13 protein-coding genes and 1 pseudogene are annotated in these 13,241 nt (G+C 48.3%); 7 read left to right on the top strand and 7 right to left on the bottom strand.

Annotated elements, in window-relative coordinates; translation table 11 throughout:
- Positions 1-279: pseudogene (locus MHH48_RS05140) on the bottom strand (acetyltransferase); the annotation flags it as partial.
- A gap of 20 nt (positions 280-299) precedes the next feature.
- Positions 300-788 carry a DUF6022 family protein gene (locus MHH48_RS05135; RefSeq protein WP_076325569.1) on the bottom strand — a complete coding sequence of 163 codons (489 nt, stop codon included), beginning with the start codon at positions 786-788 and terminating at the stop codon, positions 300-302.
- A 1,005-nt stretch (positions 789-1,793) separates the two neighbouring features.
- Here MHH48_RS05135 and MHH48_RS05130 point away from each other — a divergent pair.
- The 3 genes from MHH48_RS05130 to MHH48_RS05120 all read left to right on the top strand — a co-directional run bounded on the left by MHH48_RS05130 (position 1,794) and on the right by MHH48_RS05120 (position 4,993).
- Entirely contained in the window at positions 1,794-2,336 is a 543-nt protein-coding gene (locus tag MHH48_RS05130; protein WP_076325570.1) for a DoxX family protein, read from the top strand.
- A 263-nt stretch (positions 2,337-2,599) separates the two neighbouring features.
- Positions 2,600-3,124 carry a DoxX family protein gene (locus tag MHH48_RS05125; protein WP_083659814.1) on the top strand — a complete coding sequence of 175 codons (525 nt, stop codon included), beginning with the start codon at positions 2,600-2,602 and terminating at the stop codon, positions 3,122-3,124.
- Positions 3,125-4,453: 1,329 nt separating this feature from the next.
- Positions 4,454-4,993 (top strand): DoxX family protein, encoded by a 540-nt coding sequence (locus tag MHH48_RS05120; protein WP_076325572.1) that lies wholly within the window; start codon positions 4,454-4,456, stop codon positions 4,991-4,993.
- A gap of 951 nt (positions 4,994-5,944) precedes the next feature.
- Here MHH48_RS05120 and MHH48_RS05115 read toward each other — a convergent pair.
- From MHH48_RS05115 to MHH48_RS05100, 4 genes are all read right to left on the bottom strand, one after another.
- On the bottom strand, positions 5,945-6,721 hold the full coding sequence (locus MHH48_RS05115; protein WP_076325573.1) for a class III extradiol ring-cleavage dioxygenase: 777 nt from the start codon (positions 6,719-6,721) through the stop codon (positions 5,945-5,947).
- 77 nt (positions 6,722-6,798) lie between these two features.
- Positions 6,799-7,626: an alpha/beta fold hydrolase gene (locus MHH48_RS05110; protein ID WP_076325574.1), complete on the bottom strand. Its 828-nt coding sequence runs from the start codon at positions 7,624-7,626 to the stop codon at positions 6,799-6,801.
- Between the two features lie 390 nt (positions 7,627-8,016).
- Positions 8,017-8,271: a hypothetical protein gene (locus MHH48_RS05105; RefSeq protein WP_076325575.1), complete on the bottom strand. Its 255-nt coding sequence runs from the start codon at positions 8,269-8,271 to the stop codon at positions 8,017-8,019.
- A 225-nt stretch (positions 8,272-8,496) separates the two neighbouring features.
- Entirely contained in the window at positions 8,497-8,631 is a 135-nt protein-coding gene (locus MHH48_RS05100; protein ID WP_256720781.1) for a hypothetical protein, read from the bottom strand.
- Positions 8,632-8,713: 82 nt separating this feature from the next.
- Between MHH48_RS05100 and MHH48_RS05095 the strand changes: the two genes are divergently transcribed.
- The 3 genes from MHH48_RS05095 to MHH48_RS05085 all read left to right on the top strand — a co-directional run bounded on the left by MHH48_RS05095 (position 8,714) and on the right by MHH48_RS05085 (position 10,779).
- On the top strand, positions 8,714-9,049 hold the full coding sequence (locus MHH48_RS05095) for a PadR family transcriptional regulator (RefSeq protein ID WP_076325576.1): 336 nt from the start codon (positions 8,714-8,716) through the stop codon (positions 9,047-9,049).
- Between the two features lie 2 nt (positions 9,050-9,051).
- Positions 9,052-9,714 (top strand): DUF1129 family protein, encoded by a 663-nt coding sequence (locus tag MHH48_RS05090; RefSeq protein WP_076325577.1) that lies wholly within the window; start codon positions 9,052-9,054, stop codon positions 9,712-9,714.
- 126 nt (positions 9,715-9,840) lie between these two features.
- Positions 9,841-10,779, top strand: a complete 939-nt coding sequence (locus MHH48_RS05085; protein WP_076325578.1) for a hypothetical protein — start codon at positions 9,841-9,843, stop codon at positions 10,777-10,779.
- A 140-nt stretch (positions 10,780-10,919) separates the two neighbouring features.
- Here MHH48_RS05085 and ilvA read toward each other — a convergent pair whose 3' ends face one another.
- The gene (ilvA, locus tag MHH48_RS05080; RefSeq protein WP_076325579.1) at positions 10,920-12,185 is read right to left on the bottom strand and encodes a threonine ammonia-lyase IlvA; all 1,266 of its coding nucleotides are present in this window, start codon (positions 12,183-12,185) and stop codon (positions 10,920-10,922) included.
- 285 nt (positions 12,186-12,470) lie between these two features.
- Between ilvA and MHH48_RS05075 the strand changes: the two genes are divergently transcribed.
- Positions 12,471-13,178, top strand: coding sequence for a hypothetical protein (locus MHH48_RS05075; RefSeq protein WP_076325580.1), 708 nt, complete (start codon positions 12,471-12,473; stop codon positions 13,176-13,178).
- Positions 13,179-13,241: the final 63 nt, after the last annotated feature.

The following is a 13,241-nucleotide window of genomic DNA, read 5'->3' as shown; positions in this document are numbered from 1 at the left end:
AAACGGAAAGGTTGACCCATCCATCCTGTGATTGCCGCCATCCATAAGAAATCTGACTTCAGGAGCGATCGAACAGAACTTCCCAATGATCAACTTGGTCCCGATGAGCTCATAATGGTACAATACTTGATCTTCGAACAGCTCTCCGTTTAATGCATGGTAATAGGAATAGTCCCCTACCATAATGTTAGGCTTTGTGATTGTGTTCTTAATAAACTGTAAGTTACGATTCCCCGGTATCGGATACTTTTCATTGGGATTTGGACCAAACATAAGCATGCTCTCCTTTACGACTATTCTTATTCCTTAATCCGTCGAATCCCTCGCGCGATTTGTTCCCTCTCATATTCGCTCAGCGAATATAGTAAAGGTGCCCTAGGAATGTCGAACTTCAGATGAGAATGAGGGATTTCCGTCAATAAAGTTCCAATGGGTTGTTGACCATTCTTACTACGTATCACGTTCCAGAAAATTCTAGACCTATTTTCCTCGGTTCCCCATTTTTCAAGCGAATTGCGAAATAGCAAACATTTCCCGATGATGAAATCATGCTCCTTGAGGGGCTCGGTTGCTTCGAACCCAGCGTCTTCAAGGCTCTCAAATAGTGCGGGCATCAACTGGTCCAAATAGCGCCCATAGGCAGCATCCTCGATTTCACGAAAAGCGATCGTTAACTCATCAAACATCGAATCGTATAGTGTTTTCCATACCGATTCAATATATTGATTACCTGCCACACAAATCTCCTCAATGGTCATGTCCGAACGCAATACTGGTTTTTCTGTCATATAAACTCCTCCTTGAATTGGATTATTTTCATCATACAACATGAAAGCCAATTGGAAGGTTTAGGAGGTAAATATGAAGGAAATCAATAAAAAATCCAGAATTACATTACAATGGTTTTAATGTTGTGCATTTTTTACGAAGGTTAGGTTATGCTGCATCGGAAAAAAGTAAGATTAGATCAACTGGTAAGGGAGTTGAAATCGTGTTCTGAAGGTAGTCGAGCTAACGACTCTAACCAATATTTCAGCATCCACGAGGTTCCAGACGAACAGGGGCTCCTAAATCGGCAATCCGTTACTGGGTGCAGAGCGGCCTGTTCACTGCTAAGCGAGACCCTGATAACGATTCGAGCATGCGATGAGGCTTTCTGAAAGTATTCAAGCTTACCTACACAAAACGATCAAACTTCAGGCGCGAGCTCTCTATTTTCTATATCGCTTGATTCAAACAACAGGCTTCTCGGAAACAATCGAAGACAATCGAAGACAATCTTTAATCCTTTCTCCTGTGCTGCCCGTTACTTTATAGATTTAGGTTTTATGAAATCCATTATGAAATGATGTGCTAAAACATTTTGGACAAAAAGCTTCGTCTTGATCGCATCGCTGATAATGTTGGAGTCAACAACCCCCGACAATGATCGTTAAATGTAACAAACGGATAATGGATAACATGATGACATAGATATAGCAGTACTTTATGGCTCTAAGCAGAAAGCAGGTGAATGGCAGCCTGACAGCCATCCAAGCGTGCTCCTAACTAGGCATCGCGCACCCAGAAATCGGTGCCCACATTGGATATAACCCCCTCTGCGGAGCGCTCATTTCGAAACGTTCACAACTTTGTGATATTTATCACATGTAATGTGAATATTTTCACTTATAATAAAGACATAGAGAAGGTGATCACTTCCCAAGGCAACAAGAACCAACAACAACGATATCAGAAACAACGTAATGACCATTAATCCAAAAAAATCAAAACTCATTTAAGGAGTGGTTTATATGTTTAACAACTGGCTGAGAACGAACAAATTTGCAATGTGGCTGCTGACCATCATTCGGGTCTACATCGGTTATGAATGGCTGACAGCAGGTTGGGGTAAATTGACAGGCGGCGGATTTGACGCAGGGGGCTTCCTCCAAGGCGCCATTGCCAATGCAACCGGTGATCACCCCGCTGTACAAGGCTGGTGGGCAGCGTTCCTCGAGCACGCGGCATTGCCGGGCGTAAAGCTCTTCAACGTCATCATCCCGCTCGGTGAATTCCTGGTAGGTCTCGGACTCATTCTCGGTACCTTCACCACCTTCGCCGCCTTGATGGGACTGGTTATGAACGCCGCGTTCCTCTTCTCGGGCACCGTGAGCACCAACGCCCAAATGTTACTGCTTGAAGTGCTGATCATCGTCGCTGCGGCCAACGCCGGTAAAATCGGTCTCGACCGTTGGGTACTCCCTTACCTTCGTGGCCTGTGGAATAAAATGACCCACAAAACAAACCAAGATGAAGGTATCGCGCCAACACCGCTTAAAAAACGCACCGCGTAAAGATAAAGCATCAAACACGAGATGATGGAGAACCATTCGGTTCTCCATCGTCTTTTTTTCATGCCAAGAACCCATGCCAAGTTCCGACCTTTGCGAATACTGTATTTAAATACAGATTTTTGCAAATATGAATAATTTGTTAGGATGCGACATTAAATAGATCGTTGCTGTTTTTTTCGGCTTCCATCGCGCTTACGAATTTCAAATTTGCAAAAATCTGAAAACAGAAAAAGAGAATGATTATTCATGGAGGAGTGATGCTGGTGTTAATTCAATGGTTGCAATCAAGCAAAATCGCAATGTGGCTGCTGACGTTCATTCGGGTGTATGTCGGGTATAAATGGTTGACGGCAGGCTGGAGCAAGTTAACGGGAGGCTTCGATGCAAGCGGATTTATGCAGGGGGCCATCGCCAAATCCACTGGTGAGCATCCCGCAGTTCAGGATTGGTGGGCCGTATTCCTGAAGCATGCCGCGCTGCCGGGCGTAAAATGGTTCAACGTCATCATTCCGCTAGGCGAATTCCTCGTCGGACTTGGCCTCATTCTCGGCACATTCACTGTGTTCGCCGCCCTGATGGGGCTCGTGATGAACGCCGCGTATCTCTTCTCCGGTTCCATCAGCATCAATGGGCAGCTCCTACTGCTCGAATTTCTGATCATCCTCTCGGCTGCAAATGCCGGAAAGATTGGGCTCGACCGCTGGCTCATGTCCTACCTCCAAGATAAATTCACCCGCAAAGCAAAAATCAGCAGTGACCCCTCCTCTCTACAGAATCAGGCAGTCTGAAGAGCTTTAAAGTTAAATCAACACCGATGAACATTAGCTGGTTGCTATAACTAGAATCAAAAGCGGCTTGCTTCCTCTTCTGTAAGCTGCCGCTTGACTTCCCTCCTCTCAAAAAGTGGAGACTGACTCATTCTCACCGCTTAATCCGATTGACTGCCTATCTCCTCTTTGAGCTTTTTCATGCAAACTGCAGGTTACTGTTGTTTCTATTACTGTTGCTTCTCTACACAACTGCATACTGCTGCCGCCTGGCTGATGGTGCTGTTGGTGCTGGTTCGGGAAACTGCTACTGTTTCTGTTAGTGCAACTGCTGCAAGCCTGTACGTCACTACTTCTGTTGGCTGTTAGTGCTGTTGTGACACGCTGCTGCAACCAGTTTTGTTAGTGCAACTGCTACTACTGCACTGTTCCTATTGCTGCGACTACTGCACTGCTACTGCTACTCGTATGGCTGCTGCCGCAATTACTACTATCGCTACTACTTGTTGCTGCATTTTTTTACTCATTGCTGAAACTGCCACTGCTACAGCTATGTTAGTACTACTACTGATTGCCGCGATTGCCGCTTATACCACGGTTACTGCAATTACTATGCATTGTTACTCATTGCGGAAACTGCCACTGCTACAGCTATGCTAGTACTACTACTGATTGCCGCGATTGCCGCTTATACCACGGCTACTATAATTCCTGTTGCTGCTACTGCTGCGGCTACCACACTACTGCACTGCTACTCCTATTGCTGCTGCAGCAAATTACTACTACTATCGCTGCTACTTCCTGCTACTCACTGCTGCTCACTGCTGCATTGTCGCTTCCATTGCTGAAACTGCCGCTCCTGCACTATGCGAGTGCGCTACTACTGGTTGCGGCGATTACTTCTACACGGCTCCTGCAATTACTGTTGCTGCAACTACTACTGAGATTATAGTGCTACTTACCACAGCTACTGCTTCTACGACTACTACCTCTACAACTACTTCCCGCACCTGCAAACTACTTATTGCTGCAACTACTCTACTACAACACTACACCATAACTGTAACTTTAACTGTACCTCTTAACTTCTACCGACGGGTGATCGCGGCCTCAATCCCGATCATCCGTCTTTTGCTGTACGTTAACTGCGTCAACCCGTAAAATTTTTTATGATATTTATCACGAATGTGATTTTAATCACATATATTGTGATTTATTTCACATATAATAAAGACATGAAAGAGATGATCATCTTCCTGAAACAACAACAACGCAGAACTTCAACGCACCTGAGAATTTGCAAGGAAGCTTTCATAAAAAGAAAATTCATACTTTTAAGGAGTGGTTTATATGTTTAACAACTGGCTGAGAACAAACAAATTTGCAATGTGGCTGCTGACTATCATTCGTGTCTACATCGGTTATGAATGGCTGACAGCAGGTTGGGGTAAATTGACAGGAGGATTTGACGCAGGCGGCTTCCTGCAAGGCGCGATTGCGAAGGCAGCCGGCGATCACCCCGCCGTACAAGGCTGGTGGGCAGCGTTCCTCGAACACGGAGCACTGCCAGGCGTGAAGCTCTTCAATGTCATCATCCCGCTCGGTGAATTCCTGGTAGGTCTCGGACTCATTCTCGGTACCTTCACAACCTTCGCCGCCCTGATGGGACTGGTTATGAACGCTGCGTTCCTCTTCTCGGGCACCGTGAGCACCAACGCCCAAATGTTACTGCTTGAAGTGCTGATCATCGTCGCTGCTGCCAACGCCGGTAAAATCGGTTTCGACCATTGGGTACTCCCTTACCTCCGCGGGTTGTGGAACAAAATGACCCATAAAACAACCAAAGGCGACGGAACCACGCACACACCATTCAAAAAACAAACGGCATAACATGGTAAGCAACTGTAGTTAAAAAATTCTAACCTATTGATTAGAGCGCCTGGCTTGAGCAATCAAGCCGGGTTGTTTTTTGTTATGGCAGCGTTCGAGCGTTGTTACATACAGCATTGCTTAACGAGTTTATACAACATTGCTTAACGAGTACATGCGAAACTGTTAACGACTTACAATTTTAGCGGACTCAGCGGACCTTATTTTGACCAAAAGCACCATTTCTTTAACACTAACGGACCAGAGATCCGTTATTCACCGAAATAGGCCATCATTTTACGGATTATCCGCAACTTAACGGATCGTGTGTCCGATAACTCCCGCAATACCGTGCGTATAGCAAAAATAGCGGATCTGAGGTCCAAAGAGCGTTGTACTCATTCGAGCGCCGTCATACGTTTGAGCTTTGCATACATTTGAGCTTATGCTTACGTTCGAGCGACGTACATTACGGCACACTGCCTAGCGACTTACAAATTTAGCGGACTCAGCGGACCTTATTTTGACCAAAAGCACCATTTCCTTAACACGAACGGACCAGAGATCCGTTATTCCCCGAATGAGGCCATCATTTTACGGATTATCGGCAACTTAACGGATCGTGTGTCCGATAACTCCCGCAATACCGTGCCTATAGCAAAAATAGCGGATCTGAGGTCCGATACTGCGGCCCCTACGGTCTGAGCAAGTGCACTGATCTGCAACTTAACGGATTCTGTGTCTGATAAACCTCGCAATATCATGCCGATTACGAAAATAGCGGATCTGAGGTCCGAACTGCCGGGCCGCCGACGGACTTACCAAGTGCACTGGTTACCCAATAACGCCCCCCACTATCTTCTGCTTCTCCCCCACAGACATCTGCCCCGACTCGCTGCCAACAGAAAATCCCACACACAATCCCCTCTAAAACAACAAAAGCCGAGCTTGTGATCCAAGCCCGGCATCTCATTATTCGAATGACCAGCAGTTCAGACTCAAACTGCCATATTGGTAAGATTGAAACAATCGTTTTGCCTTGCGGCCGGTATCGGCAGCACCCATTGCATAGAACAAAGGGACAAAATGCTCCCGTCCATAAGAAGGGACCGCATCGCTGGCATGAGGCGCTTTTTTGTCAAACGCAAACAAATTATTCAGATTCCATTCCGTCAGCTGCTTCGCGATCCATTCATCGAATGCAGCCGCCCATTCATCAGGCTCATCGCTCTCATGCACCATCCGCAGATTGTGCACCAAACCGCCGCTCCCGATAATCAGGATGCCTTCCTCACGCAAATCGGACAGCATCGTACCGATGGAATATTGTTCGTGTGGCGAGCGCTTGGAGTCCACAGACAAGGCCACCACAGGAATATTCGCATCGGGGTACATTTTGCGCAGAATGACCCATACCCCATGGTCCAGTCCACGGCCAGTCACGGCTTTGGCATGCAGATTGCTTGCCTCAAAACGCTGACGAATCTGAGCAGCCAGCTCCGCGCTGCCTGGGGCAGGATACGTGATCTGGTACATTTCATCCGGAAATCCGTAAAAATCATGCATCGTGCCATGCACGGCATCTTCAGTCAGCCGCTGATCCGGATCGTCCCAATGGGCAGAAAATACCGCTATGCCTCTAGGTACAGGCAGCTCCCGCCCCAATTGCTCAAGGAAGCGGGTATACTCGTTGTCCTCCAGGGCCATCATCGGCGAACCATGGGCAATAAATAAAGCAGGTAACGTCATCGATGCCACCTCCAGCTTCAAAATCAAGGGACAACTCTATTGTACCGTTAAATCGCCCAATATGCCAAATAACTCCCTTAAATCATCCAGTGCTGCCACTCCTGCTGAATGTTCTCCTGTTCGTTCAACCAATCCCGTGTCCGCTCTAGGAGCAGCTCGCGCTGAGGCCCGGCGGAATACGTGTGATCGGCTTGGAAGATGATCTCCTTATCGCAGCGGCCTTCCTGGCGCATCCAGAACACTTTTTGGTACAAAAATGCGTAATCGACCGGAATGACTTCATCCGAGGTACCATGTATCACCAGCACATTGCCCGTAAACTTGATCGCTTCCTGGAAAGGCTGACCCTGTGCCAACGAATCGAAAAAGACCGGGGTAAACGAGTATCCCAAATAATCAGCGGTTCCCGACTTAACAGAGGTGTCGTACACATCGCGACCAGTGATTTTGACGATATCGTTGAACGGATAACCTACCGCAGACCACAGAATCAGATTCTTCACCCGCCGGTCACGAACGGCGGTCTGCAGGGCGACAGCGCCACCCAAGCTATGTCCGATGAGTGTGATGCGCGTCGGATCGACATCGGCACAGCTGAGTCCATAATCGAGAACGGAACGCGTCTGGGCAATCATCGAGTCGAGCCCCTCGCTTCCGTAATTGCCAGAGCTCTCCCCGCATCCGATATAATCGAACCGGATCACCATGTACCCGTCATCGGCAAACTCACGCGCCGTTTTGACAAACAGCCGGTCCACGCCGATCCGGCTTCCAACAAAGCCGTGGCAGATGATGACCAACGGTACCCGATTGCACCTGCCTCCTTGGGCCGCTTCCTTCAACGGGTAATGGATGGTTGCCGTAAGTTCTTCTTGATTATGCCGGATTGTAATTTGCCGCTCCATGCCGATTCCTCCTTGCGATAACACGCCTTAATCATAATATTAACAATTCCGATAAGTTTAATATGAATTAGATAAACCTATCTTAGCATCGTGATTATGGATTGTCAACGCAAATGGCAGACGGCAAACTACGTGCAAGATATGATCGTCCGATGCATGTGGAAATCGGCTATATTCCGTGGCGCCTTCTACTACAGCTCCACCGGTTATGAAACGGTCCATTCAACCACTACTTATACCACAGACAAACGTGACATCGTTCTCCTAAACTATAGTTCCGCCCAGTTCTCCGAACCGTTTTCAACCTACACTCACGGCTTTGCAAACCCCAGCATGCATCTTATCTTGTCCACTTCAATCTTCATCAGCTTTCACACCGCATCTTCAGCCTTACTCGTAGCTCTGGCGAAACATCGCATGGGTCTCTTCTCGTCCGCTCCAATCGTTCATCCAGGTCTTCCCAATAGGGTCGTTCTCCCATAAGCTTGATACAGACAGATCTGTTTCATCATCCCCGGAGGCGTATCCCCCTTCAGGCTGGCCAAACATCACGTCGGCTGCACTGTTACCTGCAACAACCTCTTGCCCGTTTGCCGGCACAGCGTCTCCACCATGCAATTCATCGTCATAAAAGTTAGCACTCACCTAAAGAACTCCTCCTTTTTACCCCTAAATGTTTAGAGGGTCGTCTATTGCTTCAGAATGCTTATTATTGTGAAATAGGAACGGCAGAATTATACCTGGTTCACGAATACGACATGGATTATTTAAGCTACCTTGCATTGCAAGTATGCTGTTGTTATGATATATTGCATAACAAGGTAGCTGAAAGGGACGTCCGTTTTGTAGGGATCAAGGTTTTGCTATTCGTTATTCACAATTGTAATTCGCCATTGTCATTGCAAATTGCCATTCACTATTGCCGTTGCCGTTGCCGTTGCCGTTGCCGTTGCCGTCGCCATTGTCATTCTCATCCGGCATCACTGTCAATTCGTCACTCGGCATTTATCATTCTCATTTGCAGCCCAGCCTAAATGCGCCCCGCTACCTTGCATAGCAACATACTTGAAGGAGGATAACCCCATTCATGACCACCCAAAGTCAAATGCTAAAAGGCATTCTCGAAGGCTGCATTCTCTCTCTTATGGAGCATCGGGAGGTATATGGTTATGAGATTAGCACGCTGCTGGAAGACAGCGGACTAACGTTTGTAAGCGAAGGCAGCATTTATCCCCTGCTGCTTCGTATGCAGAAAGACCAGCTTATCGAAGGGACACTGCGGCCTGCGCCCGGTGCCGGGGGACCGCCCCGTAAATATTACAATCTGACCGATAAAGGTCTGCATGTTCTTCAACAATTCAAGGAACATTGGGGAACGCTTAAAGATAGTGTGGACCATATTCTTACCCGTGGAGGACAGTGAAGATGAATACCAAACAAATGATCAAAGAGAACAACCGACTCCAGGATGCCATGACGCCTGACAATCTTAGCTATTACCAAGACATGGTGGTCTATATCCGCAGCAGCTTCGTGCAGGAGCAAAAAGGCGAGGAACTGCTGCTTGAAATCGCCCAGCACCTGCTGGATGCCCAAGCCAAGGGCAGGAGCGCCGAGGATGTGTTCGGAAGCGATCCCGAATCCTACTGCAAGGAGCTCGTGGAGCAGCTGCCAAAAATAAAAGGCCTGAGCAGTCTCCAATACCATTTCATGATCCCTTGGATTGCCTTAACCTGGTTTTTCTTCGTCCAAGCGCTGGTCGGATTCATCACGATGTGGGCCGGAGGGCCGGTTGAGCGCATGACGCAGGTACGTATTTCCACCCTGATTTTGATAGCAGGCGGTTCCTATGTGCTTATCCACGCATTGTTAAGATGGATGAAGAGCGACACCTTCAAGCCGGAGGAGGACAAGCGCAAGATTAATGTTCGCAATATGGGAATTTATGTCGCCATCACCGTATTGATTCTGGTAGCCGGCGTGTGGCTGGGACGGCTGCTGCCGGTTCTGACGATAGCGCCATGGATCAGTCTCGTCATATTCCTGGTCGGAATCGTCGGGACGAAACTGCTTTTTTCGAGCAAATAATACAAACTCGTCATGGATTCGCGGCCGGAGCTTAACAAAATCTTTAATATTTTTTCGATCAATGTAAACTAATGTTCTATAGAAGATGATAGGATAAGGGTAATGTGTGGTAAGGGAGGAATATATATGTCAAAATCCAAAAAATCCGCGATTGCTGCCATCCTTGCACTTATTCTATCGATCCAGACCGGCGTCATCGCTAACGCAGCAACTGCATCCGTATCACAAGCTAGTTCAACCGCCGTCTCAAGCATAGCTACCGCCTTCGGCAATGCGGTGTACAACAAAGCCAGTAAACTGCTGAAGGAATCCGATGTGGCTTATGCCAAGTCTTACATCACCAAGCATATCCGCAGCGTAACCACGTATCAGGCGACCATGCTGGTGCTCAAACTGGAGAACGCGATGAATGATGCGCTCCCGGCAAAAACCGACAAGGTGTATGAAATCGGCATTCAAGATAAGCTGATGAACCTGTACAAATACGGGGAGCCGATTAACACCACCATTAACAAAGCCAAGGACGACACGCTGCGCAAGGTGCTCATCAACCTGCGAGACAGTGGCTACAGACTGTATACGACCGAAGGCGTCATCTTCCCGATTATTGACTATACGACACTGAAACCATACAAGTCTTACATCAATAAGGATCTTCAAGCCTATATCGACATCATGATCGTGGAATCCGAGAAGCCTGCGGTCAGTGATGCGGCCTTGGTCATCCCTTGGTCCGAGGTCATTGAACGAGGACTTTCGCAGGAGGCTTTTATCACGGCATATCCCAAATCAAACCGGGCCGCTGATGTGAAGCTGAAGCTTCGTTTTACCGAGCTAAGCTTATTCTATGGCTACAACAATACGCCACTGTTCAAGTACGAGGACAATCTGCTCGATCCGGAAGTGCGGCAAGCCTTCGATAACGTCCTTAAGGACAGCGACGCCGTCTCCAAAAGCGCTCTTCTGAAAAAGCTGAAGTCCTGGTCTGAAGTGCTTGAGAGCAACAAGGACAAGCTGACCCAGGAGGTTGAGCAATATCGTGCGAAGGCGGTTCCGCTCGACTAGACGAACGAACCACAAACCATTCCCTATGTTCAGCAGGATCACCAACCTAATGAATAGGTATGAAAAAAGCCGGATTCCCGTTTATAGGAGAATCCGGCTTTTGATCGTGGTCTGTGCCTATTTATCGTGGCCTGTACCTCTTAAATCAGCAGATTGAACAGGTTCATGTTCTTGTTAAGCTCCGTATAATCCAGACCCTTGCGCTGCATCCGCTCTACCAGCGGACCGTAATCCTCGGGCCTTAACAGCTCGATGCCCACCAGGGCAGGTCCGTCTTCCTTGTTATGCTTCTTCGTGTATTCAAAGCGTGCGATATCGTCGTCTGGACCTAGCACTTCTTCCAGAAACTCGCGGAGTGCTCCCGCACGCTGCGGGAAGTTAATCATGAAGTAATGCTTCAGCCCTTCATATATTAAGGAGCGCTCCTTGATTTCCTGCATCCGGTCGATATCGTTATTGCCGCCGCTGATGATGCATACCACCGTTTTTCCGCGAATCCGGTCCCGGTTCATATCCAGCGCAGCCACGGCCAGCGACCCGGCAGGCTCGACAACGATCGCATTCTCGTTATACAGTTCCAGAATGGTGGTGCAGGCTTTTCCTTCCGGAACCGTCACGATGTCATCGACCAACTCGCAACATATATCATAAGTCAGCTGTCCGACACGCTTCACGGCGGCGCCATCCACGAATTTGTCGATCTCATGCATCGTGACGACCTCGCCCTGCTTCTTGGATTCAATCATGGATGCGGCCCCAAGCGGTTCAACGCCAATGACTTGCGTCGCTGGGCTGACGGTTTTGACATACGTTGCCACGCCTGCGGCAAGACCCCCACCGCCAATAGTAACAAACATATAATCCGGTGCGTCCAGCTCCTCCATAACCTCCATCCCGATCGTGCCATTGCCCGCGATAATCTTCGCTTCATCAAACGGGTGAATAAAGGTCATGCCATACTCATCGCAGGCCTTGATCGCTTCAGCATAAGCATCGTCAAAGGTATCCCCTATCAGAATGACCTCAACACTGCCCCCGCCAAAACGCTTCACCTGCTTCACCTTCTGATTCGGGGTCGTACTCGGCATATAAATCTTGCCTTTAATATTCAGCGCATTACAGGAGAAAGCTACCCCTTGCGCATGGTTTCCCGCACTGGCGCACACAATTCCGTTGCCCCGTTCCTCATCCGACAAGCTGCGAATCATATTGTAAGCGCCACGGATCTTGAAGGAGCGAACCACCTGCAAGTCCTCGCGTTTCAAATACACTTCGCAGTCATACTTTGCCGATAGCACAGCGTCCCGCTGCAGCGGTGTCCGCACGATCACTTCACGAAGCACGTGGTGTGCGCGTACGATGTCCTCCATGCTGACTGCCCGTTTTGCCGTATACGTCTCTTCCATTCTCTCGATCACACTCCCACTTCGCTGCCAGGTAAACGTTGATCCTTCCGCTACCCTTATTTACGTATTTCTATCATTGTATCACTTTTCATGAAAATATCTCGCCCTTTTCTGGCAAGCTTTCGTAAAAGAGTCATTTTCGCAACCAACATAGCCCGAATGCACAGCTGATACCCGTATATGGCTATGAAGGATCGGACCTTCCCTTTAAAGAGGGTTGACTTCCTTCTGATACTTTACTACTATAAAGCATGAAAATTAACCTAAATTTTGGGAGGGGTTTTAATGAAGAAGAAAGTATTGTATGGGTTATTGGCGGGTACGCTCACGCTGGGGATCGGTACAGGCGCTATGGCATCGTCAGCTTTGGAGCCAATCAAAGCCTATTTGAACAGCAAGATCTCCCTGAAGTTAAACGGTACGGTGGTAACGCCGAAAGACGCAAACGGTAAAACCGTGCTGCCGATCACCTACAACGGCACGACGTACTTGCCTGTGCGAGCTGTAGGCGATCTGATGGACATCGACATTCGTTATGACAGCGCAACTTCTTCAGTACTGATTGGCGGCAATCAGGGATCCCCATCCGAAACCTCCAGTCCGTTATCATTAAGCTCGCTCGGAGCCTCCGTATTGGGGACATCAGCCTGGCACACCAAAGATTCCAGCGATACGGTCTACAAAGGCAAGGATTATAAAGACGTTTATTTACATACCGATTCGGCCAAACAAGGCAACAGCTTCCAGATCATGACGGGTAAAAAATATGCCAAACTGCATCTTGAGCTGGCCGTGACTGGCGGTGCGCAAGAAATCGTCATTATGGACCACAACAACTCAACGCTCAAAAAGGTGTCCCTGGCTGCTGAAGATGGCCTGGTCGGCGTAGACGTCGATGTATCGGCTGCCGATTTTATTTTTGTGGAGATCGTTGAGGAAGGTCCGGGCACTTCCCTGTTTGTTCCTCTGACCAGTTCCTATTTGACAAAATAAGTCCTTGCGATGATTCGCGCGGGCGGAAGTCCATGATATTGAAAGCCGGGGGTTAATGACCCC

The organism is Paenibacillus sp. FSL F4-0100 (assembly GCF_037993005.1).
Classification (GTDB): domain Bacteria; phylum Bacillota; class Bacilli; order Paenibacillales; family Paenibacillaceae; genus Paenibacillus_AQ.
Note: the sequence above shows the minus strand (reverse complement) of the source record. Positions and strands in the feature narration are given on the sequence as shown.

What these genes read in the sequence shown, in the direction of transcription:
- MHH48_RS05120 (WP_076325572.1), top strand. Translation starts at nt 4,454, where the DNA reads ATGTTTAACAACTGGCTGAGAACAAACAAATTTGCAATGTGGCTGCTG.
- MHH48_RS05085 (WP_076325578.1), top strand. Translation starts at nt 9,841, where the DNA reads ATGTCAAAATCCAAAAAATCCGCGATTGCTGCCATCCTTGCACTTATT.
- MHH48_RS05115 (WP_076325573.1), bottom strand. Translation starts at nt 6,721, where the DNA reads ATGACGTTACCTGCTTTATTTATTGCCCATGGTTCGCCGATGATGGCC.
- MHH48_RS05130 (WP_076325570.1), top strand. Translation starts at nt 1,794, where the DNA reads ATGTTTAACAACTGGCTGAGAACGAACAAATTTGCAATGTGGCTGCTG.
- ilvA (WP_076325579.1), bottom strand. Translation starts at nt 12,185, where the DNA reads ATGGAAGAGACGTATACGGCAAAACGGGCAGTCAGCATGGAGGACATC.
- MHH48_RS05095 (WP_076325576.1), top strand. Translation starts at nt 8,714, where the DNA reads ATGACCACCCAAAGTCAAATGCTAAAAGGCATTCTCGAAGGCTGCATT.
- MHH48_RS05135 (WP_076325569.1), bottom strand. Translation starts at nt 788, where the DNA reads ATGACAGAAAAACCAGTATTGCGTTCGGACATGACCATTGAGGAGATT.
- MHH48_RS05090 (WP_076325577.1), top strand. Translation starts at nt 9,052, where the DNA reads ATGAATACCAAACAAATGATCAAAGAGAACAACCGACTCCAGGATGCC.
- MHH48_RS05110 (WP_076325574.1), bottom strand. Translation starts at nt 7,626, where the DNA reads ATGGAGCGGCAAATTACAATCCGGCATAATCAAGAAGAACTTACGGCA.
- MHH48_RS05075 (WP_076325580.1), top strand. Translation starts at nt 12,471, where the DNA reads ATGAAGAAGAAAGTATTGTATGGGTTATTGGCGGGTACGCTCACGCTG.
- MHH48_RS05100 (WP_256720781.1), bottom strand. Translation starts at nt 8,631, where the DNA reads ATGCCGAGTGACGAATTGACAGTGATGCCGGATGAGAATGACAATGGC.